Below are 22,822 nucleotides of genomic sequence, written 5' to 3' on the forward strand. Positions count from 1 at the left end.
AGTCATCGTCACAACCCAAATCAGCGGCTTCCAAGCACCAACGGCTGAAGCTGATGAACATAGCTGGCAAGCTCGACTTCCGAACCAAGATCACGTAGCAAGGCATGAATAAGAAATGCCCTTGGCTGCTCTTTATTAATTTCTGCTTGAAGCAGTTCTAATACGCCGCTCAAGTCACTTTTTCTGGCGTTGGGGGCCGCAATATCAGGGATCATGGACCGCATGGCTTCAAATAGACCTGTTCTGCGAATTTCATGAACCTCCTGTAAAGACTTCATCTCCGTCTGGGCATATTCTGCCATCAGATCATCTGTAAGCAGAGGGATCGTCTTCCGCTTGGAAAGCCCCGCCACAAGATCATCCATCCGTTCCGCTATAAACACAGCCAGCACCCCGCAATCGAGCGGCTTATACCCAAACAGTAGATGGAAGGTGTACTCTCTGATCAACCCGCAGAACACAGCAGTCACATCCCATTTCCAAGCTGACACTTCAGCACCATAATGACGATTCAATATGTCCTGATAGTAGCGAAACATCTCCTTGCGAAACTGATTCAGCATCGCTCCAACAGTATCCTTATTTAAGGAAGTCAGCTCGTTATGATCACGTGCGATGTAATATCCATGTTCGATATAAAATTCAATTTGGCAAGCGATTTCCTCCAAATAAGTCTCTCTGGCAGGCAGCTGCTTCTGCCTGATTTGCTCTACTGCAGCCATCATGCTTTGCTGCCGCCTCTGGAGAATCTGAATGTAAAGCTCATCCTTCGAGGCAAAATGCTTATACAGCGATCCCTTGGCAATGCTGCAATCATCCGCGATATCTTGGATCGATGTTGCTTGAAACCCCTTCTCTGTAAAAAGCCTGATCGCAGACTGAATGATCTTTTCCTTTAACATGCTCATTATAAAGAAACCCCTTTAGAGAACGACTTATACAACCTATTTTACAGGTTCTCTTGAATGAACTCTATCCTTCTCTTTATCTACTACTTGATTATACCGTTGTGGATTCACGTTAGAAACTTTGACGTAACATTCATTTCTATAGCTCCTCATTCTATATAGTTAATAAAATTAATTTATATAGGATGATTGCAAATATTATGAATAACTCTGTAAAACAAATATTGTAAATTAATCCTATTTAATATATATTTTCCATAGAACCTCATCTCTCCATTATCCTCACCATATAATGGACAAGCCTTTGACACCTTTAAGCCCACTTTCCCTATAGGAAAGGAGTGATGTTTATTTAGACATGCTTTGCTCCATATGAGGTATTCTACTAATTCTTAACTCGCTTGATTTCGCTGTACCATCCTAAAACCTCAACTTTCTGCTAGCACCCGCGATCTCCAACCCAGAGCCGACCATATGATGATATTGTTCTACCAATCATAGATTAGGAGAGTGTTCATTTATGGGAAAAATTTGGACGATCATTCTTGGGGGATCGCTGCTGCTTGGCACAGTGGCCACTAGTGCTCCCTACGCTTATGCCGATGCTTCACCACTAGGCATGCAGCCTACATTTATCGCTGACTCATGGAGTTCCCCTTCTGCTTCGACCGATGAAGCCTTGATTTGGAAGTATCTGCTGAGCAAAAAATCCGACTTCGGCTTATTGAGCACCGACACGGACATTCAGTCCCAATTTAAAATCACAACCCGATCTACAGATGACGTAGGCGTTCGCCACTACCGCCTCAAGCAATATGTCGACGGCACACCAATCTATGCCGGTGACCAGACCATTCATATTAACCAGGCCGGACAAGTCTCTGCATTTGTTGGCGCTGTCTTACCTGAGTCTGAAGTAAAGGTACCCACTACCACACCCAAAATCAGCCCCGAAGAAGCCATAAAGATTGCTTATGATGAAGCAGAGTCCCGCATTGGTAAACCCATGACTCAGGACACAATCAGCGTAACGGACAGTGTATACAGCGAGGAAGCTACAGAAGGGAATACGATTGCCGTACCTTCTGTCGACCCTACTGACAACTCGAAAATGGTGAAGAATCTAATTGACGCTGCTGAGGCAGATCCTAAAGCAGACTTGTACATTTTACCTTATGAAGGACAGACCTTCCTGGTTTATGTCACAGAAGTCAATGTCATGAGCCCACAGCTTCTGCGCACCCGCTATTTCATCGATGCAACAAATGGAAAGATCATCAAGCAGGTGGACATCCTGAACCAGGCTACCGGAACTGGAACCGGCGTGCTTGGAGACACTAAGTCGTTCACAACCACTTTATCCGGCAGCACTTATCAGCTCCGTGATACCACTCGTGGCAGCGGCATCTCCACCTATACAGCCGGCAATCGCCAGACTTACCCTGGAACACTGCTCACAGATTCAGATAACAAATGGACTGACCCGGCTGCGGTTGATGCCCATTATTACGCAGGTGTTGTATACGATTACTATAAGAACAGATTCGGCAGAAACAGCTATAATGGCAACAATGCCGCCATTCGCTCAACCGTTCATTACGGCTCCAGATATAACAATGCCGCCTGGACAGGGACACAGATGATTTATGGAGATGGGGATGGAACGACCTTCCGGGCATTTTCCGGAGACCTTGACGTTATCGGCCATGAGCTGACTCACGCTGTAACCGAATATACAGCCGGCCTGGAATACGAGTACGAGCCTGGGGCGCTTAATGAATCGTTCTCCGATATTATCGGCAATGATATTCAAGGCAAGAATTGGCTGATCGGTGATGATATCTATACGCCAAATATTCCTGGAGACGCTCTGCGTTCCATGTCCAATCCAACTCTGTACGGTCAGCCTGATAGCTATAAAGACCGGTATACAGGGTCTGGAGATTACGGCGGTGTGCATACCAACAGCGGAATTAATAATAAAGCCTACTACCTTATCGCCCAAGGCGGCACCCATAATGGCGTAACCGTTACCGGTATCGGCCGTTCTGCAGCTATTCGCATCTTCTATAGCACCCTGGTCAATTACCTGACTCCGACTTCTAATTTCTCTACGGCTCGTGCCGCAGCTATTGCCGCAGCAACAGATTTGTACGGTGCGAACTCATCCCAAGTCACCGCCGTCAAGAAGGCCTATGATGCTGTCGGAGTGAAATAACCTTTTAGAATGAAGAAAGAGGTGCCCGGCTATGAGTTCAGCGGCACCTCTTTTTTTTAATATAATAGTGATTTTCAAGGGTGTGGAGTATTTTTTCGCAAGAGAAGATCTAGTTATTAAATTGTATATTAACCTGCTCAGTTTCTATAAAATGTCCATCAAATACCTGCCAACATAATTTTTTTCACCTTCATGGTCATCCACCAAAAAATATCCTGTTATTTCTGGAATAAGTGCTATTTGGAAATTTGTTTCTTAATAAAATCGAGATGATACTCTCTTATATCTGCTCCATAAAAGATATACATAGTCCAATTTACTTGCTTCTCAGGGAAAACCCACCCTGCTTGATACAGTTTACGCGTGCTGTAACTTAATTCCGTATCACTATAATTCTCGGTAAATTTCCTCTGCCAGGCTCTCCCCTATGCTGTTCTTGATATCCTCAAAGCTAGTCTCCCCGTTGCAGATCGCCTTCGCCAGCGTATAGGATTGCGGAACAAAATTGATGATCCCGGTTACGGTATCGACGGCATCATCTCCGACCTGTCTGACGACTCATTCAGCTACGCCTACAGGGGTGAGCCAGCCTTCTTTTTTGGAATTCTCTACTAATTGTACTAGCTGCTCATCGATTTCAAGATTAGTACCGTTTAAACTAACAGAAAACAGGTCAATTATGAAATATCTGGTCATAATCGGCCTGTCCAATGTAACGGATTTTATATACATACAATAGAAATGACCAAATCTTTACACGTGTATTACATGGGTTATGTGAGTTATTCTGCACTGGGTAGCTCCCACCCTAAAAATAAACCTCGATAGAAGTACTAAGCCAATCAAGGTTTACCCACTGCACTATATCTTATCAATTAAAATTGAAGTGCAAAGTATTTGTGCGTTAAGAGGGGGCATTAAAATTTTGCAATTTAGTAAACTATGACCCTCACTCTGAACATCTGTTACTTCGATATCTTGAAGAAAATAAGGAATTTGTGGTCGAGTCAACTCTTTTAAAGGTTTTATCCTATCATCGACACTTGTAACAAAGGAAAAACTAGAACACCCAATAAAGGACAACTTAACGTTAAACTCTGTGTCTTCAAACACAAGGGTTATTTCATCACCAAAAAAACTTGAGTCAAACTTTAGTACTCTAGCATCCCAGTAGTGCATTGCCTCAATTTCGGATAGAATTTTCTCAGCATTCACGCTAATCACCTCACTTTTTATATGGGATATGAGCATCTGGGCTTTTTCTGTCAACAACATTCAGGTTTACATCAATCGGATTACCACTCTCATCAAACAAATGAACATGGTCATACTTTGTAACCTTATCAGGTGGGTCAATTTTCATTCGGACGTTTCCATTAGCATCTCTAATGTGAACGAAACCATTGTTATCAGTATACTTCCAATCCTTCGGCAAGCTATCTAAGATTTCTTGCTTTGACATGTTAGGGATGTTTTCAGCATTAATTTTACCTGCAAAGTTCCCTGCAGCATTACCCTTCCCCTCAAGCTTCTGCCGTTCCTCATTAATCACTTTCCAAAAGTTCTTCTGCGTTTCGTTCAGTTCAATCGATATATCCGGTACCTTCGTATCCGGAATCGTCATATTAAATCCGTGCTCTGTCATGCCGACCGGCTGCTTTTTCAAAGTGTCGGCGATCTCAGGGAGCACCTTTTTCAGCTTCTGCATGGCGCTGCTAGAGAGTTTGATTCCCGCTTTACCGGCACTGAGGGCAACCAGAAAGACCTGAGCCACCTTCGTGACAGCCCTTCCGTACTCCACACATTCGGCGTAAGTCGCGTCCCCGTTCATGACCTTCCAGGACAAGCGATCCAGCGTCTTGAACGGCTCCTTATATTCCTCTGCCAGGCTCTTCCCTATGCTGTTCTTGATATCCTCAAAGCTAATCTCTCCGTTGCAGATCGCCTTCGCCAGCGTATAGGATTGCGGTACAAAATTGATGATCCCCGTCACGGTATCGACGGCATCGTCCCCGACCTGTCTGACGACTCCTTCCGCTACACCTACAGGCGTGAGCCAGCCTGCTTCTTTGGAATTCTCTACTAATTGTACTAGCTGCGCATCGATGCCCACCCGGCCAACAGGTTTCTTTGTCTTTCCGCCTCCGCACGAGCCTCATCCATATATCCCTGTCTCCCATACGCCTGGTAAACCCTGTAGGCTACCTGGCTTTTGGAGATTTCGCCAAAGGCTGCAGAGATCTTCTCCAGCTCCTCCCGTGCCCAAATCTGGTCCTTCTCTTCTCCCGTATGTAAAATATCCAGCAAGGACGCGATCCGCTCATCTTCACAAACCTCAGTGCCATTGGTATTTAATTGAAAAGCGTCTTATTCTATTATAAGCTAAGCAGAAAGGGGCTGATTTAAATGACCACAAGAGGAAAAAGTATAAATCTATTTCTAATGGATGGTACTCCAACCGGAATAATCAAGTGTACTTTAGCTAACTGGACAGGCCTAGCTTACAAAATCCCGCGCACAGAACTTGATAAGTGCAAAGGTCGCGACGATCTGTCCCAAAGCGGTGTGTATTTTTTATTTGGTACTTCTGATGAATCAGGTAAGGGTGTTGTATACATAGGACAAGCTGGTGTAAGAAAAAGTGGGGAAGGGCTTCTCGGCCGTTTGGTAGAGCATAAAAAAAATCCAGAGAAAAATTATTGGACCGAAGCTATCGTGTTTACGACCTCGAATAATTCGTTTGGGCCAACCGAGATCAGCTATCTTGAAAATCGTTTCTGTAGACTTGCGACAGATGCCAAGCGATATGAGATCCAGAACAGTAATGATCCTACCTCCGGTAACATTACAGAAGAAAAAGAAAGCGAACTCGAAGAGTTCATCGACTATGCCAAAATTGTAATGGGTACTCTTGGGCACCGTCTGTTTGAACCACTGACTACTATAAAACAGAAATTAGACACCACACTAGAGACTTCTGAAGACGAGGATTTACTACTTTTCATGAAACGAAAAACTCGTAGAAGTAATACTATGGTTGATGCAAGATGTAAACAGACGAATGAAGGTTTTGTTGTCCTAAAAGGTAGCCGGATAGAAACTATTGGCTCAGATAGTATTCCATATGTGGTCAAAGAAAGTAGACACAATGCAAAGATAGATAAAGAAGGAATTTTACAAGAAGATATTCTATGTAGCAGCCCCTCTTATGCTGCTGCATTTGTCATTGGTGGCCATGCAAACGGACTTATAGAATGGAAAACAAAAGATGGGAAGTCTTTAAAAGAGGTAGAAAATACTGATGATATTAGAGTGGAGTCTGTAAAATAGTTTGTGTAAATTCCCAATTCTATTAAAATGGAAAGTAATAGAAAGATTGGGAGAACACATGGGACTTTGGACAAAAGAGCAATTGCGAGCTTTAATTAAAGAGAATAAGCTGGTCACTGCCCAGGATGCACAGAACGCCCTGAAAGATCTGTTTGCAGAAACGATTCAGGAGATGCTGGAGGCTGAATTAGATACTCATCTTGGCTATGAAAAGCATGAGGTTAAAGCCAAAACCACATCAAATAGCCGTAACGGCAAGAGTAAAAAGACCGTGGTCAGCGAGTATGGAGAGCAAGAGATCATGGTTCCTCGGGATCCGCTCGGCGAATTTGAACCTTTGGTTGTACAGAAACATCAAAAGAATGTGACCGGCATCGAAGATCAGATTATTGCCCTTTATGCTAAAGGAGTTAGCACTCGGGAGATCCAGGACCATCTTCAGAATCTGTACGGTATTGAAGTCTCACCTACGCTCATTTCTAATGTCACAAATAAAATTGTGCCGCTTATCAAAGAGTGGAAGAACCGGTCTCTACAGGGAGTTTATGACGTCGTCTACATGGATGCGATTCACTTCAAGGTCAAGCAGGACGGGGCTATTGTGAATAAGGCCGCCTACATGGTGATTGGTATTGACCTAGACGGAAACAAGGATGTACTCGGCATGTGGATTGGAGAGAACGAGTCCAGTAAGTTCTGGCTCAGCTTGTTAAATGATTTGCGAAATCGGGCATGCAGGACATCCTCATTATCTGTGTAGATTTGGCATCCTTCATAATGAAAACCATTGACCTTCCCATTCTTGAGTATTTCACCATCAAAAACTATGGAGGATATTGGATGATGTTCTCCAAGGGTATTTTCTCATCAGGTCTGTAAACCAGTTCAACCCTTGTGCGTTCCTCCTCTTGTTCAATCCCCTTCGACTTCTGTTCTACCTTTTTATCATAGTTACGGCAAAATCGCATGATCTTTGCTTTCGAATTTCCGCCCGTAGTATCGAGTTCCCTCATAGACATTCATATTCCGCCCCGTATTGGATGCAATGAAAACATTACTCATCGGATATGGAATATCGTATGCTAACTCACTCACATCGAAAGAAAGAAACCTTCTGCGTGTGGCTATACAATCAAGCAACTGTTAAAACTTTACTAAGTGGTCAGGTATTATGCAATAAAGTTGCGACCAAGTCCTTTCACCGTTTTTATCGTTGCAGTAATTTACATGGTTGCGATTTCTTTTGAAAAAAACGAAAGAAAACGAAGATAAAAAATAGGTCAATCATGGTAGTATCTGACCATAATCGACCTGTTCGTTGCAACGGTATAGCGTTATTTAGGGTATAAGATTAAAGCATTTGATGTGCGTACAACGGAAATCAAGAAATCTTTATACGGGTATTACAAGGATTATATGTGTTATTGGTTGAATGGTGGCTTCACTCGGCACTGGGTAGGGCTTTTTAATCAGCCGCCCAAACATCCTTTAATTTCATCAGCTAGTTTAAGGACTTTCCTCCAATCAGGTGAATTTCTAACTGCATTAACATTCCACTCATCGCCTTGCTGTAACTCTAGAACTAAGTCTCTTAAAGTAGAACTCTTATACACCATCTCATCACTAATTAATCCTGCATCACTAAGTCTTTGTAAGACATCAGCGTGTAAAAATGAAATTACCCCTGTATCGAATTCTTCAAAGATATTGTACCCAATTACCATATCATCCTCACTTAGCAGATATGTTCCACATTTATCAATCGTATCTACGTATAGCTCCATTAGTTTTTCTATGGATATTTTATTCATCTACACAAATCCCCTTTATTTTTGAATAACTGTAGCCTTATCACCGGGTAACGGTTTATAATCGGGTCCCACTACCTTGACTTTGCCTGTCTGACCACTTGAGAATCCAATGTATGACCCTTCATGTACCCCTCCTCCTGGATGGTAGAACACAGACTTATCACCGTTAGTGAATTTCCATCCAGTACCTGCTGAGCCATAAGTACCTTTCGTCCATCCATCTCCAAGAGTTTTTGCAACTTCATCAGCTGATTTACCCCATAAAGCTTTGGGATTACTTAGAATATCGTCATAAGATTTTAATTCTGTTACCCATGTAACATTTCCGTCCCCATATTTGCTTTTGTAGTAATCATTCCATTCTGCTCCTGTTCGAGGTATCTGTGCAGCATTACCCTTCCCCTCAATCCCCTGACGTTCCTCATTAATCACTTTCCAAAAGTTCTTCTGCGTTTCGTTCAGTTCAATCGATATATCCGGTACCTTCGTATCCGGAATCGTCATATTAAATCCGTGCTCTGTCATGCCGACCGGCTGCTTTTTCAAAGTGTCGGCGATCTCAGGGAGCACCTTTTTCAGCTTCTGCATGGCGCTGCTGGAGAGTTTGATTCCCGCTTTACCGGCACTGAGGGCAACGAGGAAGACCTGAGCAACCTTCGTGACAGCCCTTCCGTACTCCACACACTGGGCGTAAGTCGCGTTTCCGTTCATGACCTTCCAGGACAAGCTATCCAGTGTCTTGAACGGCTCCTTATATTCCTCTGCCAGGCTCTCCCCTATGCTGTTCTTGATATCCTCAAAGCTAATCTCTCCGTTGCAGATCGCCTTCGCCAGCGTATAGGATTGCGGTACAAAATCGATGATCCCCGTCACGGTATCGACGGCATCATCTCCGACCTGTCTGACGACTCCTTCCGCTACACCTACAGGGGTGAGCCAGCCTGCTTCTTTGGAATTCTCTACTAATTGTACTAGCTGCGCATCGATTTTTCCATCCGGCTGGGTGTTCCCGCTCAGCTGCTGATAGGTCTTCATCGCCTCCAGGAACTCCTCGTCATACTTGCCATTCACTTCTCCAAAATACAGTTCCTGTTTCTTTAAATACTCCTGTACTTTCTCAATATCCTCCGATGAAATCGCACGGTTGTACTCTTCAATTTGGCGCTCCCGCTCTTTACGTTCCTGGATCATCTTCTTGACCGCTGTCTCGATCTGAGGATAATTCGCCTCTGCCCAGCTGCGGTACTTCCCATCCAGCATGCCAATCTCAACAACAAGCACGAGCTCGCTCTCTTTGGGCATGGGCGACCCGTCTGTAAGCAGCGGGTTATACTTACAAGCTGTGCTCGGAGAGCCTTTAAAGTGTACTCTCAAGTCTACCCCCGGCCCATACCACTTGGGATCGATGCCGAGCCCGGCCAACAGGTTTCTTTGTCTTTCCGCCTCCTCACGAGCCTCATCCATATATCCCTGTCTCCCATACGCCTGGTAAACCCTGTAGGCTACCTGGCTTTTGGAGATTTCGCCAAAGGCTGCAGAGATCTTCTCCAGCTCTTCCCGTGCCCAAATCTGGTTCTTCTCTTCTCCCGTATGTAAAATGTCCAGCAAGGACGCGATCCGCTCATCTTCCTGGAAAGGCTTCAGCCTGCGCTCCAGCGAGAAATCCTTCGCTTGATTCACCAGCGCCTTGACCATGTCCATCAGGGTGGGCGGGTTCCTCAGTAGGTTTATGTAGGTGTCCATCATTTGCTGACGCAGCTCACTTGCTCGCTCCGTAAGCTGGGTGAACGTCCGTTTCATCACCCCGAATTTTGAGGTGAGGCTCTGCTTGGTCTTGGCTTTCGCTTCCGCCTCTGCCTTCCGGTACTGTTCTGCTGCCCACTTAAGGTCCGCTTCCTTCTTCTCCATGCTTCCAAACAGCTGATCCATGATCCGCTTCATCTCGCTGAGCAGCTGGTCCACTTGCCCTGCCGCCTGCCGGACATAGGCCTCTGAATAAACCTTACGCGTATCGTCCACCAATCTCTGAATCTCCCGGTGTACCCCGATCGAATGGTTCTCCACGGCACTGCTCAGGGTCTTGAGCTGGCGGGATAGATCCATAACCTTGGCCGGGTCTACCTTTTGCTCCATATAAACCTCCTCATTCAAGGCTATATTTAATCCTTCATCCCTACTTATGTACATGCTCGATTTGCTTAAGGATAATTCTGTAAAAAACTCCGTTCTATGAGCATACTCCATTCCTTTGCAGCCAGAGAAGGTGCTTAGGTCTGTACCCTTATATGGCAAAGGAACTATTTTACAATTCATAAAAACTTGAAAGGCGTGAGCGGCCTTTCAAGGTCTGGTTTCTACAATTTCTCGTTCTTCCTTATCTATGGGATATGTTTGTATGTAACCAATATCTTGGTCTTGGTATTGGATGATTCCAGAAGTTATCCCGTCGTCTCTATCCTCGTAAAAATGCTGCCGAACTAAGGCTAAATCATGCACATGGTCCCGCCCTTCATAATATTCCAGAACCATAGGATTACTTAGCCAGCGTGCTAATAGTTGATCATCTTCATCCAATAGGTATCGGATCTTCAAGTCTGGAGACTGGGTGATCCACATTATTACTGTTCCTCCTCTCGTAAGTTAAGTATGTGGTTATTTGGGAAATTCCAATCTTAGAAGAGTACAAGGCGTCCTGACACAATAGCGCAATTACCTATTTAACCCAATCCGCGATCCGTTCGTTCTCAGCCAACGGCTCTCTTTTATAATAATATACATTTTGAATCGTATAGTTCACTTCAGCAGCTGAAATGAAAAACGCAGTCTTAAATGTCTGATCTTCCAGACATATCGTCGGCGTATCGTTGTATCCATACGAAAATTCATTTAACCTCTTCAACTCATCTTCAGTTGCAAGTCGAAACAGCTCAACGGTAAAAATCCCTCCCGGACAAGTAACAAACGACACCTCATTAAACGTAATCTCAATATTGTGATAGTAACTAAAATCAAAACTGCCTGCCAATACCAAGCTGGGCCTGCTGGTGTAATTATAAATATAGTAATGTTGGATGTTAGTTCTTGCTAATTCCTCATTTAGAGTTATTAGGGTTTCACTTAAATTATCCATAGTTCTGCTCCTTGATTCCCATCTATTTTAGATAACTCTGATCTTAAAGCCTAGTCATTGGTTATCTAGTTATTCTTCTATTATCGTGCATAAGAAGGGCAAATGCACCATCCATCCACTATGGCCTTCCTTAAAGTGATGACCATGATCTGTCCCTGGGCCGCCTCATGCCTCCCGCCACCAGCCTACTATATTAAAGCTTGGTAATAGATTCATATCTCTAAAAAAGACCTGCCGCCCGGCAGGTCTTCGTGTTCCTTCCCCTGGAGATGAGTCACCTCACCTAAGCTTGTATTTTTTAAGGTTCGGCAGTTCATCCAGTGTTACAACAAAGGCATGATTATAGACCTTCTTCAAATGATCCAGCGAGTTTGTTTTTCCGTCGTAGCCTCCCCATGTACTAAACCAACTCCAATCCGCATGATGCGTTATTAGCATATCCGGATCCGGAATGGCACTATTCTCCGTCATGGCAATCAGTTTTTGGCCGCTGACGAGGAAAAGCAATTGATCATATTTGCCTACCTGCGGATTATAGTCACCTTCCGGAGGATAAGAATCGTAGCTAACAATATCAACCACATCATCTCCGGGGTACCAGTCCGGCGAAATCGAGTTCCACACCCAGATCAAATTATTCAGATGGTGTTCATTTGTTAACCGGTTGTAAATAAGTCGGTATAATTGTTTACAGGGTTCTGCCCCTTTGGCCCCCCACCAGAACCAGCCTCCCTCCGCTTCATGCAGCGGGCGGAAAAGCACTGGAATATTTGCTTCCTGCAGCCTCTTCAATTGGGTGGCAATTGCATCGATGTCTTTGAGGAGAAGATCGTAATCCTTGGATTTCGGATGGGCCAGAGCATACTCAATATCAAAGGTTGTCGAATCGGTATAAAAGCCTCTCCACCACTCCTTACCCGGCTGATCGATTAAGTCTTTTGGCGCGTTCCAATGCCACACGAAGGCAACGATGCCTCCTTGACGGTCCCAGTCTATCGCATGTTCAATCTCTTGAGTAGACGCACCGCGCTCAACGCGTGAAAGCGAATAATCCATTAAATCGAAACCGACCACAGCCGGCTTTTTCCCTAAATGTGTCTGCAACCATGCAACATTGGCATAATCCTGTTGTCCTGATAGGATTTTGTGCCCATAGCTGTCTACCAAGTAACTCATAAGTGATTTCGCCTCTGCTGTCGCGGATGGGTTAACCAAGGTTTTGGAAACTCGATGGACGGGCGGCTCGGTCACCTGTTCTATTGAAAAGTAGTCGATATCGTACCAGCCCCAACCCTTATCGATTCGAATTGTATTCGCACCAGCCTTCAGCATGGCTTTAGTTACGGGGATCTCCGTAAAACTGTTCGTTGGTGCAAAGTCAACAATCCCTACCGAAGAGCCGTTTACAAATAAATTTGCTTGCTTATGTCCCTTTGATGCGTTATACCGAATTTTAATTTGATATAACCCGGCTTTTGCGGGCTTTACCGTTACGGCTAAAGAGTCTCCGTCGTTGTCAAAGTCCGTAACATATCCTGCACCAGAAAAACCTGGCTTAGCTGTTGATACATTTGTTCCTGTCAGAATACCGCTTTCTGCCTCATAAATCTGGGGTCCTTCTTTTGCTAATGAAGCTGCCGGGATCATTGACCCTAACATTGCAATAAGGATGACAACCATCATGCCTGCTCGTTTCATAATTCATCCCTCGCTCTCTCATTTCATTCCCTCGGACCTGGCGCTATCCCACTGGATTGGTATCGCTTTCATTTATATAGACAAAGCAGGCGGCCTGTTACCGCTAAAATACCGGGCAAGCCACCACAAAAAGCTACTATTCTACCTGACCGTGGACAACGACAACACGCGACTCATCTTAATATTTACAGATGAATTATCGAGTGGACCAAAGCTCAATCCGATCCTTGATATGCTTCGTATACGCTTCTTCCATTTCTTTCACTCCGGCTTTCTCCAGTTCGGCCATGTAGGCGTCCCAAATTTTGTCGAAGTCTTCAGGCTTGGACATGACCGCTTCCGGAATACGCTTCCACGTAATATCTTTCATCTTGGCTCCGAGAATCACAGCAGGATCATCATTAGGCAGAGACATCGTGTATGCTGCTCCATATGCTCTCGGCTGAAAGTCTTCTTCCTTAGGAAAGAGGTCTTTCCAATGCTCAGCCTTATAAGCTTTTAAGGTCTCCTTCTCCACCTCACTGTAATTCTCGGTCAACAGCTCAGGGTAGTTGCGGGTAAAGTAGTTGCCAGTAGAGTCCTTGATCCCGTCACCGTAATGGACCATCAAGTTCCAGTACAGCCCGAGACCAGACTCCTTTTGGAAGGCTGCCCCATCATTGTTCGCCCTTTCCTGAACGGCCGGAATGAGCTTCCGCTTTCCATTTTCAACGGTGTAATGCTTCCCCTCAATACCCCAGTTATTTAAAATTTGTCCTTCTTCTGATGCCAGAAAGTCAAGGAACTGAATAGCGCGTACCGGATCCTTGCAGTTGCTGGAGATCGAGATTCCGTATCCTCCATCAAAGCCGGCTGGCCAGAAGCTTGTATCCTTATATTCCTTGCTCATGGTAACCGGATAGTGGCCGTAAGTTTGATCAAATTTCCCCGCTGCCTTCAGCGCATTCTGTCCGTCACCATAGTCCCATTCGGGGTCGGCAAGGCCCAGAACTCGCCCTGAAGCTACCTTTGCCTTGAACTGGTCCGTCTTCTGTACAAAACTCTCGGGATCTAATAGTCCAATGGCATTCATGTGATTCAACCAGCGGAAAAACTCCTTCTCTTCCGGACGGCGGAAATGGTAAGTCGCTTGATGCGTTTTCTGATCGATGTAAAGTTCACCGTCATCCGGCCCACCGGTCGTCTGGAATCCCAAATTGGTTACCTGATACATATGCCAATCATCCGCATTCAGCGACAAGCCAATATTCTTGTTTCCGTTTTCGTCCGTCGGGTGCTTGGTAATATAATCGTGAATGACCTTTTCAAAATCCTTCACATTACGAATCTCCGGATACCCCGCTTCCTTAACGACACGATGCTGCAGTTCAAAGCCTCCGTCTGCTTTAATCTTCTTTTCATCTACGGCAGACCAAGTCGGCACAGCATAAATCGCTTGGTCATCTAAACTGTACTTCGTCCGAACAAGCTTGTCACCAAGCATCTTCTTGATGTTCGGCGCATGCTTGTCGATTAAATCTGTCAGATCGATAATGGCGCCGGCATCGACAAGCTTCCCTACGTCAGCCTTAGCTGCGATCAAATCTGGATAATTACCGGTTGCCGCAATCAATGAAATTTTCTGTACCGGATCACCGACAGCAAACTCGGCATCCAAAGTTACGCCCGTTTTTTCTGTGATTACCTTGCCGACCTCATCCTGCATATGATTCCAGTTCGTGCTCGAGTCTTCCGAGAAGTAAGTAAATGTGATGGGCTTGGATTCATCACCTTTTGTTACAGATGAAGCGCTTCCCTTATTGTCGGTGGTCGATCCGCCATTTCCGCTGCAGCCAGCAAGCGCAACAACTAAATTCAGTGCCAGTAAAGCCGCTACCATCCTCTTTTTTCCCGAATTCATGAAGCTCCCCCCCAAGGTAATTTTGAATAAAGGCTTTATTGTATGGAACAGGGCAATATGCCTGAGCATACCAGCTTTTAGGTTTAACTCTTCACGGCTCCAAGTGTCATGCCTTTCACAAAGTATTTTTGCAGGAAAGGATAGACGACCAGAATGGGTACCGTAACGATGATCGTAATCGCCATTTTAACAGATTCCGGTGACACCTGTGCCATACGCTCCGCCATATTAGCAGCGTCTTGTGAATTGGTTGCACTTGTGGTTGTGCTCTGCAAAATTTTCATCAACTCATATTGCAGGGTTGTTAAAGATTCGTTTGAACCGTTGAACAGATAAGTGTCGAACCAAGAATTCCATTGTCCTACCGCCAGGAAGAGGGCCACAGTCGCCAGTGCGGGTTTACAAAGAGGAAGAATAACGCGCCAGTAGATGGTAAAGTCGTTGGCACCATCAAGCTTGGCGGATTCTTGCAGCGCATAAGGCAAGCTGTCAATGAAGGAGCGAATAACAAAGACGTTAAACGCACTTACGAGGCCCGGCAAAATGTAAACGGCAAAGGTATTGATTAAATGCAGGTCCTTCAACAGGATAAATCCTGGAATAAGCCCCCCCGATACATACATGGTTATAGCGAGAAAGGTTGAAATCCATTTTCTTGCTTGAAAATCACTGCGCGCAAGCGTGTAAGCCAACATAGAGCCGCTGATCAAGCCCACTACAGTACCGATGATTGTCCTAAGCACCGAGACTTTGAATCCCGTGATCAAGCTACCATAAGTAAAGATCAACTCATAGTTCTTCCACGTGAATTGTCTGGGCCAGATCGTAATTCCCCCTCTAATGGTATCCACTGAATCGTTAAAGGAGAGCGCCAGCACGTTTAAGAAAGGATATATGGTCAGAACGGTGACCACGATCATGGATAGATAAACGACCACTTCCAAAATTCGGTCCTGCCATGATTTCGACTTCAGCTTGCTTTTCATTCGACCGACCGGTGCAGTATGATTGATAGTTCCCATGTCTTCCTCCTTACATAATGCTTTCGTTCGTAAAGCGCTTAAAAATTCCATTAGCCGCGAATAAAAGGACCAGACTGATCACGGAGTTGAAGATATTGATCGCCGTCCCAAAGGAATAGCGTCCCATCGCCAGGCCATAATTAAGCGCATACAAATCAAGCACTTCGGAGTAATCAATGACTAGGTGATTGCCTAACAGAAACTGTTTTTCGAACCCTGTCCCGAGCAAATGTCCAATAGACATAATCAGGAGCACGATAATCGTCGGCCGAATCCCTGGGAGCGTAATATGCCAGATTTGCCGCAGTCTGCTTGCGCCATCAACCCGTGCCGCTTCGTACAACTCAGGACCAATGCCAGAGATAGCCGCCAGATAAATGATGGCGTTCCAGCCGGTCTCTTTCCAGATGTCTGAGCCCGTAACAATCCACCAAAACCAATGTCCCTGCGCCATAAACTGGATGGGCTGATCGATCAGGTTGAGGCCCATGAGTATGCTGTTCACAATGCCTCCGTCGATCGAGAGCATTTTAGTGACAATCCCAGCTGCAACAACCCACGAAACAAAGTGCGGCAGATAGGATACGGTCTGCACAAAACGTTTCATCGCATGTAAACGAACCTCGTTAAGCATGAGGGCAAAGACAACCGGTACGACAAAACCCGCGATCAATCCCATAAAGCTCATGGCGAGCGTATTTCGCAGCACTTGATAGAAATGGTCATCCTGAAACAAAGTGCGGAAGTGCTCAAAGCCCACCCATTTCTGTTCAAAGAAACTTACTCCGGGCTTATACTTTTGGAAGGCCATAGTCCAGCCCCATAGAGGCAAATACTGAAAGACGAAAACCCATAGAACAAACGGAATGGACATGAAGTAAAGGTACTTCTGATTTCTCAACACCTTCCAGGCACTCTTCTTTGTTGGATTTGTAGGTTTGTATGCGTTTTCCACATTGATCGTTTTCATCATATTCCCCCCCTCTCTCGCCTTTTATCATAAGTTAGAGCAGAGGAATGGCCCATACTAGGGATTTCGATAAAAATCATCTACTAATTATGGATTTTAAAGTCTGAAGGCGAACGTCCCACATATTTTTTGAATTTGCTGTGAAAGTAATTTACGTTTGTGTAGCCGACTCGCTCGGCCACTTCGTAAACCTTCATTCCCTGTTCTAGCAGCTTCTTTGCATTTTGAATCCTAACCTTGTCGAGGTAGGTGTTAAAGTACTCTCCCGTCTTGTTCTTAAAAACCTGTCCCAAATATGCCGTACTATAGTTTAGCATCCCAGCCAAGGTCTCCAGTTTTAGGTTGTCGGCATAATGCTTGTGAATGACGTTAATCATGATCTTCACTTCCTTTTCCTTCCCTTCCGGTACGGAGTACTCCGCCAATGACTGCAGGAAACGGTGAGTCTCTTCCAAAAGTTCGGTCAGATACTCAAATTCGAAGATCTCTTTCAAAAAGCGCGATACCTCCTCAGTCCGGTTAAATTTCTTAGGGGAGCCTGCGGTTAGCTTATGAATGACCGCATTAGACAGATAGAAGAACGATTCTTTTACAAAGTTCTCCTCCCGCTCTTGGTTAAGAAAATAAGCTGCCGCCTCTTTCAGCAGTGGAAGAATCATCGATGGATGGCCTGCATCCAAACTGTAATAAATACGGTAAATGAAGCCCTCCATCATCTCTTCGGTGCTGGTACCGGACACAGGAGAGGAGTCAGGCAAAAGGGAAGATGGAATATCCGGTCCCAGGAGGCGTCCCTTCTCACTGAAGAAGGCTTGTTTTATACATTTCTGGGCTTTTGAATAGGAATTGCTAATCTCATCGGGAACAGATACAGCTCCTCCCGTTGCAGCAACGAACCGAACATTCAAAGCATATTGGATCTTCTCATATAGTTTCTGTCGCTGCTGCATACCGCGAAGCGGCTTGTTGAGAAGAAGTACGATATATGGGGAAATAACGGTTACCACCCCCATACCTATTCCTTCAATCGCGGTTTTCAAGGTACTCGCGAGCTGGTGAAGCGCATCGATGCGGCCCCTATCAGTATTTCGCGGAAAAACAGCAACAACTTCATAGCTGCTCCACAACAGTTCTGCTTCTATGGCAAGGGTTTTTAATTTGGTGCTAGCCTCGTTTGTATCCTGCGGAATTAGAAGGCTATGCAGGCACCACTCCCGATTCACAACATTGTTCTGTCGTTTTCCCCGTTGCAGTCGTTCCTCTTCGATACGTTCGCACACCCGTTTTAAAGTGCTCGTCATTTCTTTAATATCTACCGGCTTAAGGAGATAGCCTGCAGCCCCGTATTTAATAGCTTGTTTGGCATATTCGAAATCGGCATACCCACTAAGTATGATAAATTGAGACTGTAGGCCGTTAGATGTTAGATACTGGATCAATTGCAGTCCATCCATTAGCGGCATACGAATATCGACGACTAAGATATCTGGCGGCTCCTTATCAATAACTTCTATCGCTTCTTCACCATTAGCTGCCGTGGCCGTCACAGTTAGCCCCAGGCTTTCCCATGGAATCAGCGTTTGAAGGCCTTGACGAAGCTTCGGTTCGTCATCCACAATCATCACCTTAATCATCGAATATCCCCTCCTGGTATGAAAAACGTAATACAAGTTCCAGCCCCAGGCTCACTCTCGATCATCAAGGAGCTGGATAATCCGTACAGCAAAATAAGCCGATCATTTACATTTCGCAAACCGATCCGCTCCTCCTCATCCAGAACCGATGAAGTAAGCTCCTTTCGGACAAGAGCGAGGCGCTCAGTCGTAAACCCTGCCCCATTGTCTCTCACCTTCACCTGAATTCCCCCAAGTTTCCTTCCCACATCTACCTCAATGAAGACCCCTTCCGCACGGTTATCCAAACCATGAACCATGGCATTCTCCACCAGAGGTTGGATAATTAACGGAGGTACCCCTATTTGCTCCAGATCGGGCTCTACCGTTATTTGGTACCTTAGGCGGTCTTCATACCTGAATTTCTGAATATCAAGATAGCAGCGCACACGCTCAAGCTCTTTGCCAAGCGAGATTTTACCATTACCCGTCTCGAGACTGCTTCGCAGCAGTGTGCTCAGCAGCCATACGGCCTCGGCGATATCGTCTTGTTTGCGAATATGGGCCTCCATTCGGATCGACTCCAGGGAATTGAAGAGAAAATGAGGGTTAATCTGGCTGGCGAGCATCTTGAACTTCATTTCGTTTTGTCGCTGCTCCACCAAGTATTTCTGTCTGTTGGTTTCCTGAACTTCATGAACCAGATCGTTAACTTCTCTAACAAGCGCATTAAACTGCCTGGACAGCAACCCAATTTCGTCTTTTCCGTCGATATTTAAAAAGGTCTCCCAGGATCCTGACCGAACTTTGGTCATATGCTTGCTCAACCGGAGAAGCCTTCCGGACAGTAACGAAGCCGAAGCATAGATAAGTAAGGCAGCAATAATCAGACTGACCGTGATCACAACTACACCAAGTCGGATTACTTGGTTGGCATCACGGGTAATGTCGGCAACGGAGAATATGGAAATAACCCGGAGCCCGTTCCAACTGTCCTGTGGATGTAAACTTGCAATAACCACTTTGGACTCTTTACCGCCTATAGATAGGTTATAACTTCCCTCCTGAAGAGATCGTATATTTTTATCGGCATAGACATCCGAAAGGCCCTCTCCCGACAACACAGCTTCATTCGATGCGACAATTTGATTTCGATTATCCACAATCAAGGTGGGGTAGAATTCCTGGTCCAGAATGGAGCTTAATCGCTGCTTGTCCATATTGATGACGAGAACCCCTCTTCCTCCTAATGAGTCTAGCGGAAATGAGCGAATTAGACTTAAATAATCCATGCCTTTCCGTTCATCTCTGATCAAATTCCAGCCTGCCACCCCTTTCTGCTCTATGGCCTCCTTGTACCAATACTGGGCTCTCACACTTTCTTCCGGCTGGATAAACTCCCAATTATTGAGTGATCCGGGATTAACGGCATAGACGCGAATCCCTGCTATCTCTTTGTACAGCTGAAGGTAGTCGCGAATATCCGTATAGTTACGGTACGCCTGAATGACTTCAACGTAGCTCTGATACTTTTGGCTGGCCACTTTCTTCATCCGATCGTCATTCATTAACCGATTGGAAATATCCAAGGGTACCCTGATCAGTTCTTCCGTCCGCTTTCGGACGCGTTCAACATTGTTGGATGCTTGAGTAAAGGCGTCCTTAATGACGACCTCGCGAAGCTTTCCGGTCAGATACAAGCCACACAGCAACAAGGGAAGTACGGCTACCGAAATGAACGTAATGGCAAGCTTCTTCTTCATTTTCATGTCATTCATCATCCGGACAAAAAACATGGTGATAACCTCCTGGGGCTAGCTCGTCTGTTACGTGCAAAATGCCCCTTTTCTATAAAAGGGGCATCTACCATTATCGAATAAGTTCTAATTCTGTTTAGTCGCAGACTTGGCCTTGACTTCATGCATTTTGCGGATTTATCGCTTTAAGTCTGAACCAGCCGCTTTCGTAATCCTTCTGTTCAAGAGTTAACGGCAGGCCCAGCTGCATAAGCCGGTCTCCCCCCATAATAGATTTTTCTCCGTGGTCGCCGGACTCTACTTCGTATTCGATTTCCGGATCAAGCCCGGAAAGACGCAGGGTTCGCCGAGGAGGATGCGGCACAGCCATCACTTGGAAATAGTAGACAAGCGCCTCCGCCTTGTCCTCGGAAATAAACATCCAGGCTGACTCGTTTCCTTCAAACGGACTTTTTAAGCGGTACAAGTCGCCCTTTTGCACCAAACCGCGGATTTGTTTGTAGGTTTGGACCTGGCGTTTGACCGTTTCTTTCTCCACATCCGTGAATTTTGTAAGGTCAAGCTCATAGCCGAAGTTTCCGGACATAGCGACATCTCCGCGGAAATCCAGGGGCGTGATCCGTCCAACTTGATGGTTCGGAACGGCAGATACATGCGCGCCAATGGTGCTGACAGGATAAACAAGACTGGTGCCATATTGAATCTTCAGACGCTCCACCGCATCGGTATTGTCACTGGTCCAAGTTTGCGGCATATAGTAGAGCATGCCTGGATCAAAACGTCCGCCGCCGCTTGAACAGCTTTCGAAAAGAATATGCGGGAAATCGCTCGTAATCCGCTCAAGCAGCTCATACAATCCGAGCACATAACGATGAGCCGTCTCAGCCTGACGCTCCGGCGGGAGTTCGGCGGACCCGATTTCGGTCAGGTTGCGGTTCATATCCCATTTTACATAAGCGATCGGTACGGTAGAGAAAATAGCGGAAAGCGAATCATAGATGAAATCGCGCACTTCCTTGCGGGTGTAATCAAGCACCAGCTGCCATCTTGCTTCGGAGCGTCTCCGTCCAGGGACATGCAGGCACCAGTCCGGATGCTTCCGGTACAGCTCACTGTCCGGCGAAATCATCTCTGGCTCAAACCAGAGTCCGAATTTAAGACCTAGCCGATTGATACGCTCCGCGACTTCCTTAAGCCCTCCTGGAAGCTTCTCGCGATTCTCGTACCAATCTCCCAGTGATGAATTGTCAGAATCCCGTTTGCCGAACCAGCCATCATCCAAAACAAACAGCTCAATGCCCAGCTCGGCTCCTTCTTCGGCAATCGCTACGAGCTTATCGGCGTTAAAGTTAAAATAAGTAGCTTCCCAATTATTCACCAGAATAGGCCGCTCTTCATCCCGATATTTCCCCCGACATAGACGTGTCCGATACAGACGGTGATATGTACGTGACATGCCGCCCAGTCCATGGCCGGAGTAGACCATTACGACCTCCGGAGTTTGGAAGCTCTCCCCCGAATTCAGCAGCCATACAAAATCGAAAGAGTTCAGGCCAATGCTGAATCGTGTAGAACCGAATGCATCCACTTCTGCTCCTGCTTCAAAACTGCCGCTGTAGACCAGGCTAAAGCCGAAGGCCTCCCCATGCTCTTCTGTCGTTTCCTTGGTAACCAGCGCAGCAAAAGGGTTGAGCTGATGACTGCTCATGCCTCTTTTGCTGTCGATCCGGGTTTCGCCCTGAAGAAGGGCTCTGCGGGTGATATTTCCTTCCCGGGACCAGGCACCCGAAAGGTAGGTCAGCTCCAAATCGCCTTGACCCATAAAATCAACACTGGCGCTCAGCGCGCGGATAAGCTTAAGCTTCTGCTCTCCTTCATTACTCAACCGAGCCGAACGAACGATAACATTTCGGTCGGCGAAAACAGTGTAAAGGAGGACAACCTTGAGGCCGGAATAGGCATCCCTTAGCTCCAGTTCCAGCGTATCCGCTTCGGATTCATCCTCTGTATAAACGGCTGGCAGCCCCGTGAGCGGCGGCTTCCCCTTCGTAATCCGGTAACCTTCGTATTGTAGTTCCGTAATTCGTGTTCCGTCCACAAGTTCTGCTTGGTACGCCGGATTCCGGAAATCTCCGCTTCCATATTGGGGATATTCCTGCGGCAGCCGGTCAAGCCCTGCCCCTTCCGGGCAGTGGATCAACAGATCGCTCATAGATTTCCTATGCTTCAGCCTGCCTCCCCAATATACATGCACAGGATAGCCGTTTACGATCTGGATCAGATAGCTCATTTCAGAGGATTGCAGATGAAACAACCCGGTTTGCTCTTGAACAATTATGCCCATTTAAGAACTAACTCCCTTCCTAACATACTGACATTTCAGCCGACCCAAACCGTTTGATTGGGACCGGTGCAAACAATGAGGACGGCATGTTTTAAAGCTTGATTACTTTATACTTGGAAAA

At 45.9% G+C, this 22,822-nt stretch carries 18 protein-coding genes and 1 pseudogene; 3 read left to right on the forward strand and 16 right to left on the reverse strand.

The annotated features are described in order from the left end of the window. Positions 1–20: 20 nt before the first annotated feature. On the reverse strand, positions 21–908 hold the full coding sequence (locus DCC85_RS15825) for a TetR/AcrR family transcriptional regulator (RefSeq protein WP_108466453.1): 888 nt from the start codon (positions 906–908) through the stop codon (positions 21–23). Between the two features lie 520 nt (positions 909–1,428). Between DCC85_RS15825 and DCC85_RS15830 the strand changes: the two genes are divergently transcribed. Continuing rightward, positions 1,429–3,126 carry a M4 family metallopeptidase gene (locus DCC85_RS15830; protein WP_108466454.1) on the forward strand — a complete coding sequence of 566 codons (1,698 nt, stop codon included), beginning with the start codon at positions 1,429–1,431 and terminating at the stop codon, positions 3,124–3,126. An 861-nt stretch (positions 3,127–3,987) separates the two neighbouring features. Here the strand turns inward: DCC85_RS15830 and DCC85_RS15835 are convergent. Genes DCC85_RS15835 through DCC85_RS15845 form a run of 3 tightly spaced genes read right to left on the reverse strand, consistent with a single transcriptional unit; the run spans position 3,988 to position 5,433 of the window. Then, positions 3,988–4,341 carry a hypothetical protein gene (locus DCC85_RS15835; protein ID WP_108467911.1) on the reverse strand — a complete coding sequence of 118 codons (354 nt, stop codon included), beginning with the start codon at positions 4,339–4,341 and terminating at the stop codon, positions 3,988–3,990. Between the two features lie 10 nt (positions 4,342–4,351). Further along, entirely contained in the window at positions 4,352–5,239 is an 888-nt protein-coding gene (locus DCC85_RS23455) for a hypothetical protein (protein WP_234414203.1), read from the reverse strand. Then, on the reverse strand, positions 5,218–5,433 hold the full coding sequence (locus DCC85_RS15845) for a hypothetical protein (protein ID WP_108466455.1): 216 nt from the start codon (positions 5,431–5,433) through the stop codon (positions 5,218–5,220). The genes DCC85_RS23455 and DCC85_RS15845 overlap by 22 nt, the downstream gene beginning before the upstream one ends. 99 nt (positions 5,434–5,532) lie before the next feature. Here DCC85_RS15845 and DCC85_RS15850 point away from each other — a divergent pair, with 99 nt between their 5' ends. Both DCC85_RS15850 and DCC85_RS15855 read left to right on the forward strand, forming a co-directional pair. Beyond that, positions 5,533–6,456, forward strand: a complete 924-nt coding sequence (locus tag DCC85_RS15850; protein WP_108466456.1) for a GIY-YIG nuclease family protein — start codon at positions 5,533–5,535, stop codon at positions 6,454–6,456. Positions 6,457–6,514: 58 nt separating this feature from the next. Then, a pseudogene (locus DCC85_RS15855) lies at positions 6,515–7,218 on the forward strand (IS256 family transposase); the annotation flags it as partial. A gap of 62 nt (positions 7,219–7,280) precedes the next feature. On the opposite strand, the gene DCC85_RS23185 reads toward DCC85_RS15855, so the two are convergent. The 12 genes from DCC85_RS23185 to DCC85_RS15910 all read right to left on the reverse strand — a co-directional run bounded on the left by DCC85_RS23185 (position 7,281) and on the right by DCC85_RS15910 (position 22,701). Next, on the reverse strand, positions 7,281–7,475 hold the full coding sequence (locus DCC85_RS23185; protein WP_199910038.1) for a hypothetical protein: 195 nt from the start codon (positions 7,473–7,475) through the stop codon (positions 7,281–7,283). 450 nt (positions 7,476–7,925) lie between these two features. Then, positions 7,926–8,267: a hypothetical protein gene (locus DCC85_RS15860; protein WP_108466457.1), complete on the reverse strand. Its 342-nt coding sequence runs from the start codon at positions 8,265–8,267 to the stop codon at positions 7,926–7,928. 15 nt (positions 8,268–8,282) lie between these two features. After that, positions 8,283–10,400: a peptidoglycan-binding domain-containing protein gene (locus DCC85_RS15865; protein WP_159081896.1), complete on the reverse strand. Its 2,118-nt coding sequence runs from the start codon at positions 10,398–10,400 to the stop codon at positions 8,283–8,285. Between the two features lie 207 nt (positions 10,401–10,607). Beyond that, positions 10,608–10,883, reverse strand: a complete 276-nt coding sequence (locus tag DCC85_RS15870; RefSeq protein ID WP_108466459.1) for a GNAT family protein — start codon at positions 10,881–10,883, stop codon at positions 10,608–10,610. A gap of 97 nt (positions 10,884–10,980) precedes the next feature. After that, a complete protein-coding gene (locus DCC85_RS15875) occupies positions 10,981–11,397 on the reverse strand; it encodes a hypothetical protein (protein WP_108466460.1) in 417 nt (138 codons plus the stop codon). Between the two features lie 279 nt (positions 11,398–11,676). After that, positions 11,677–13,095: a glycosyl hydrolase gene (locus DCC85_RS15880; protein WP_108466461.1), complete on the reverse strand. Its 1,419-nt coding sequence runs from the start codon at positions 13,093–13,095 to the stop codon at positions 11,677–11,679. 196 nt (positions 13,096–13,291) lie between these two features. Further along, entirely contained in the window at positions 13,292–14,995 is a 1,704-nt protein-coding gene (locus DCC85_RS15885) for an ABC transporter substrate-binding protein (RefSeq protein ID WP_108466462.1), read from the reverse strand. A gap of 83 nt (positions 14,996–15,078) precedes the next feature. Then, positions 15,079–16,017 (reverse strand): carbohydrate ABC transporter permease, encoded by a 939-nt coding sequence (locus DCC85_RS15890; protein WP_108466463.1) that lies wholly within the window; start codon positions 16,015–16,017, stop codon positions 15,079–15,081. A 10-nt stretch (positions 16,018–16,027) separates the two neighbouring features. Then, positions 16,028–16,987, reverse strand: a complete 960-nt coding sequence (locus DCC85_RS15895) for an ABC transporter permease (RefSeq protein ID WP_108466464.1) — start codon at positions 16,985–16,987, stop codon at positions 16,028–16,030. Positions 16,988–17,070: 83 nt separating this feature from the next. Further along, entirely contained in the window at positions 17,071–18,621 is a 1,551-nt protein-coding gene (locus tag DCC85_RS15900; protein ID WP_108466465.1) for a response regulator transcription factor, read from the reverse strand. Then, positions 18,618–20,396 (reverse strand): sensor histidine kinase, encoded by a 1,779-nt coding sequence (locus DCC85_RS15905; RefSeq protein WP_108466466.1) that lies wholly within the window; start codon positions 20,394–20,396, stop codon positions 18,618–18,620. The genes DCC85_RS15900 and DCC85_RS15905 overlap by 4 nt, the downstream gene beginning before the upstream one ends. A gap of 121 nt (positions 20,397–20,517) precedes the next feature. Beyond that, entirely contained in the window at positions 20,518–22,701 is a 2,184-nt protein-coding gene (locus DCC85_RS15910) for an alpha-galactosidase (protein ID WP_108466467.1), read from the reverse strand. Between the last annotated feature and the right edge of the window lie 121 nt (positions 22,702–22,822).

Source organism: Paenibacillus sp. CAA11 (assembly GCF_003060825.1).
Classification (GTDB): Bacteria; Bacillota; Bacilli; order Paenibacillales; family Paenibacillaceae; genus Fontibacillus.

Excerpts from the sequence above, each read along its gene's own strand:
- DCC85_RS15850 (WP_108466456.1), top strand. The coding sequence starts at position 5,533 with ATGACCACAAGAGGAAAAAGTATAAATCTATTTCTAATGGATGGTACT.
- DCC85_RS15830 (WP_108466454.1), top strand. The coding sequence starts at position 1,429 with ATGGGAAAAATTTGGACGATCATTCTTGGGGGATCGCTGCTGCTTGGC.
- DCC85_RS15865 (WP_159081896.1), bottom strand. The coding sequence starts at position 10,400 with ATGGAGCAAAAGGTAGACCCGGCCAAGGTTATGGATCTATCCCGCCAG.
- DCC85_RS15880 (WP_108466461.1), bottom strand. The coding sequence starts at position 13,095 with ATGAAACGAGCAGGCATGATGGTTGTCATCCTTATTGCAATGTTAGGG.
- DCC85_RS15825 (WP_108466453.1), bottom strand. The coding sequence starts at position 908 with ATGAGCATGTTAAAGGAAAAGATCATTCAGTCTGCGATCAGGCTTTTT.
- DCC85_RS15895 (WP_108466464.1), bottom strand. The coding sequence starts at position 16,987 with ATGAAAACGATCAATGTGGAAAACGCATACAAACCTACAAATCCAACA.
- DCC85_RS15885 (WP_108466462.1), bottom strand. The coding sequence starts at position 14,995 with ATGAATTCGGGAAAAAAGAGGATGGTAGCGGCTTTACTGGCACTGAAT.
- DCC85_RS15905 (WP_108466466.1), bottom strand. The coding sequence starts at position 20,396 with ATGTTTTTTGTCCGGATGATGAATGACATGAAAATGAAGAAGAAGCTT.
- DCC85_RS15875 (WP_108466460.1), bottom strand. The coding sequence starts at position 11,397 with ATGGATAATTTAAGTGAAACCCTAATAACTCTAAATGAGGAATTAGCA.
- DCC85_RS15870 (WP_108466459.1), bottom strand. The coding sequence starts at position 10,883 with ATGTGGATCACCCAGTCTCCAGACTTGAAGATCCGATACCTATTGGAT.
- DCC85_RS15900 (WP_108466465.1), bottom strand. The coding sequence starts at position 18,621 with ATGATTAAGGTGATGATTGTGGATGACGAACCGAAGCTTCGTCAAGGC.
- DCC85_RS15890 (WP_108466463.1), bottom strand. The coding sequence starts at position 16,017 with ATGGGAACTATCAATCATACTGCACCGGTCGGTCGAATGAAAAGCAAG.
- DCC85_RS15910 (WP_108466467.1), bottom strand. The coding sequence starts at position 22,701 with ATGGGCATAATTGTTCAAGAGCAAACCGGGTTGTTTCATCTGCAATCC.
- DCC85_RS23185 (WP_199910038.1), bottom strand. The coding sequence starts at position 7,475 with ATGTCTATGAGGGAACTCGATACTACGGGCGGAAATTCGAAAGCAAAG.
- DCC85_RS15860 (WP_108466457.1), bottom strand. The coding sequence starts at position 8,267 with ATGAATAAAATATCCATAGAAAAACTAATGGAGCTATACGTAGATACG.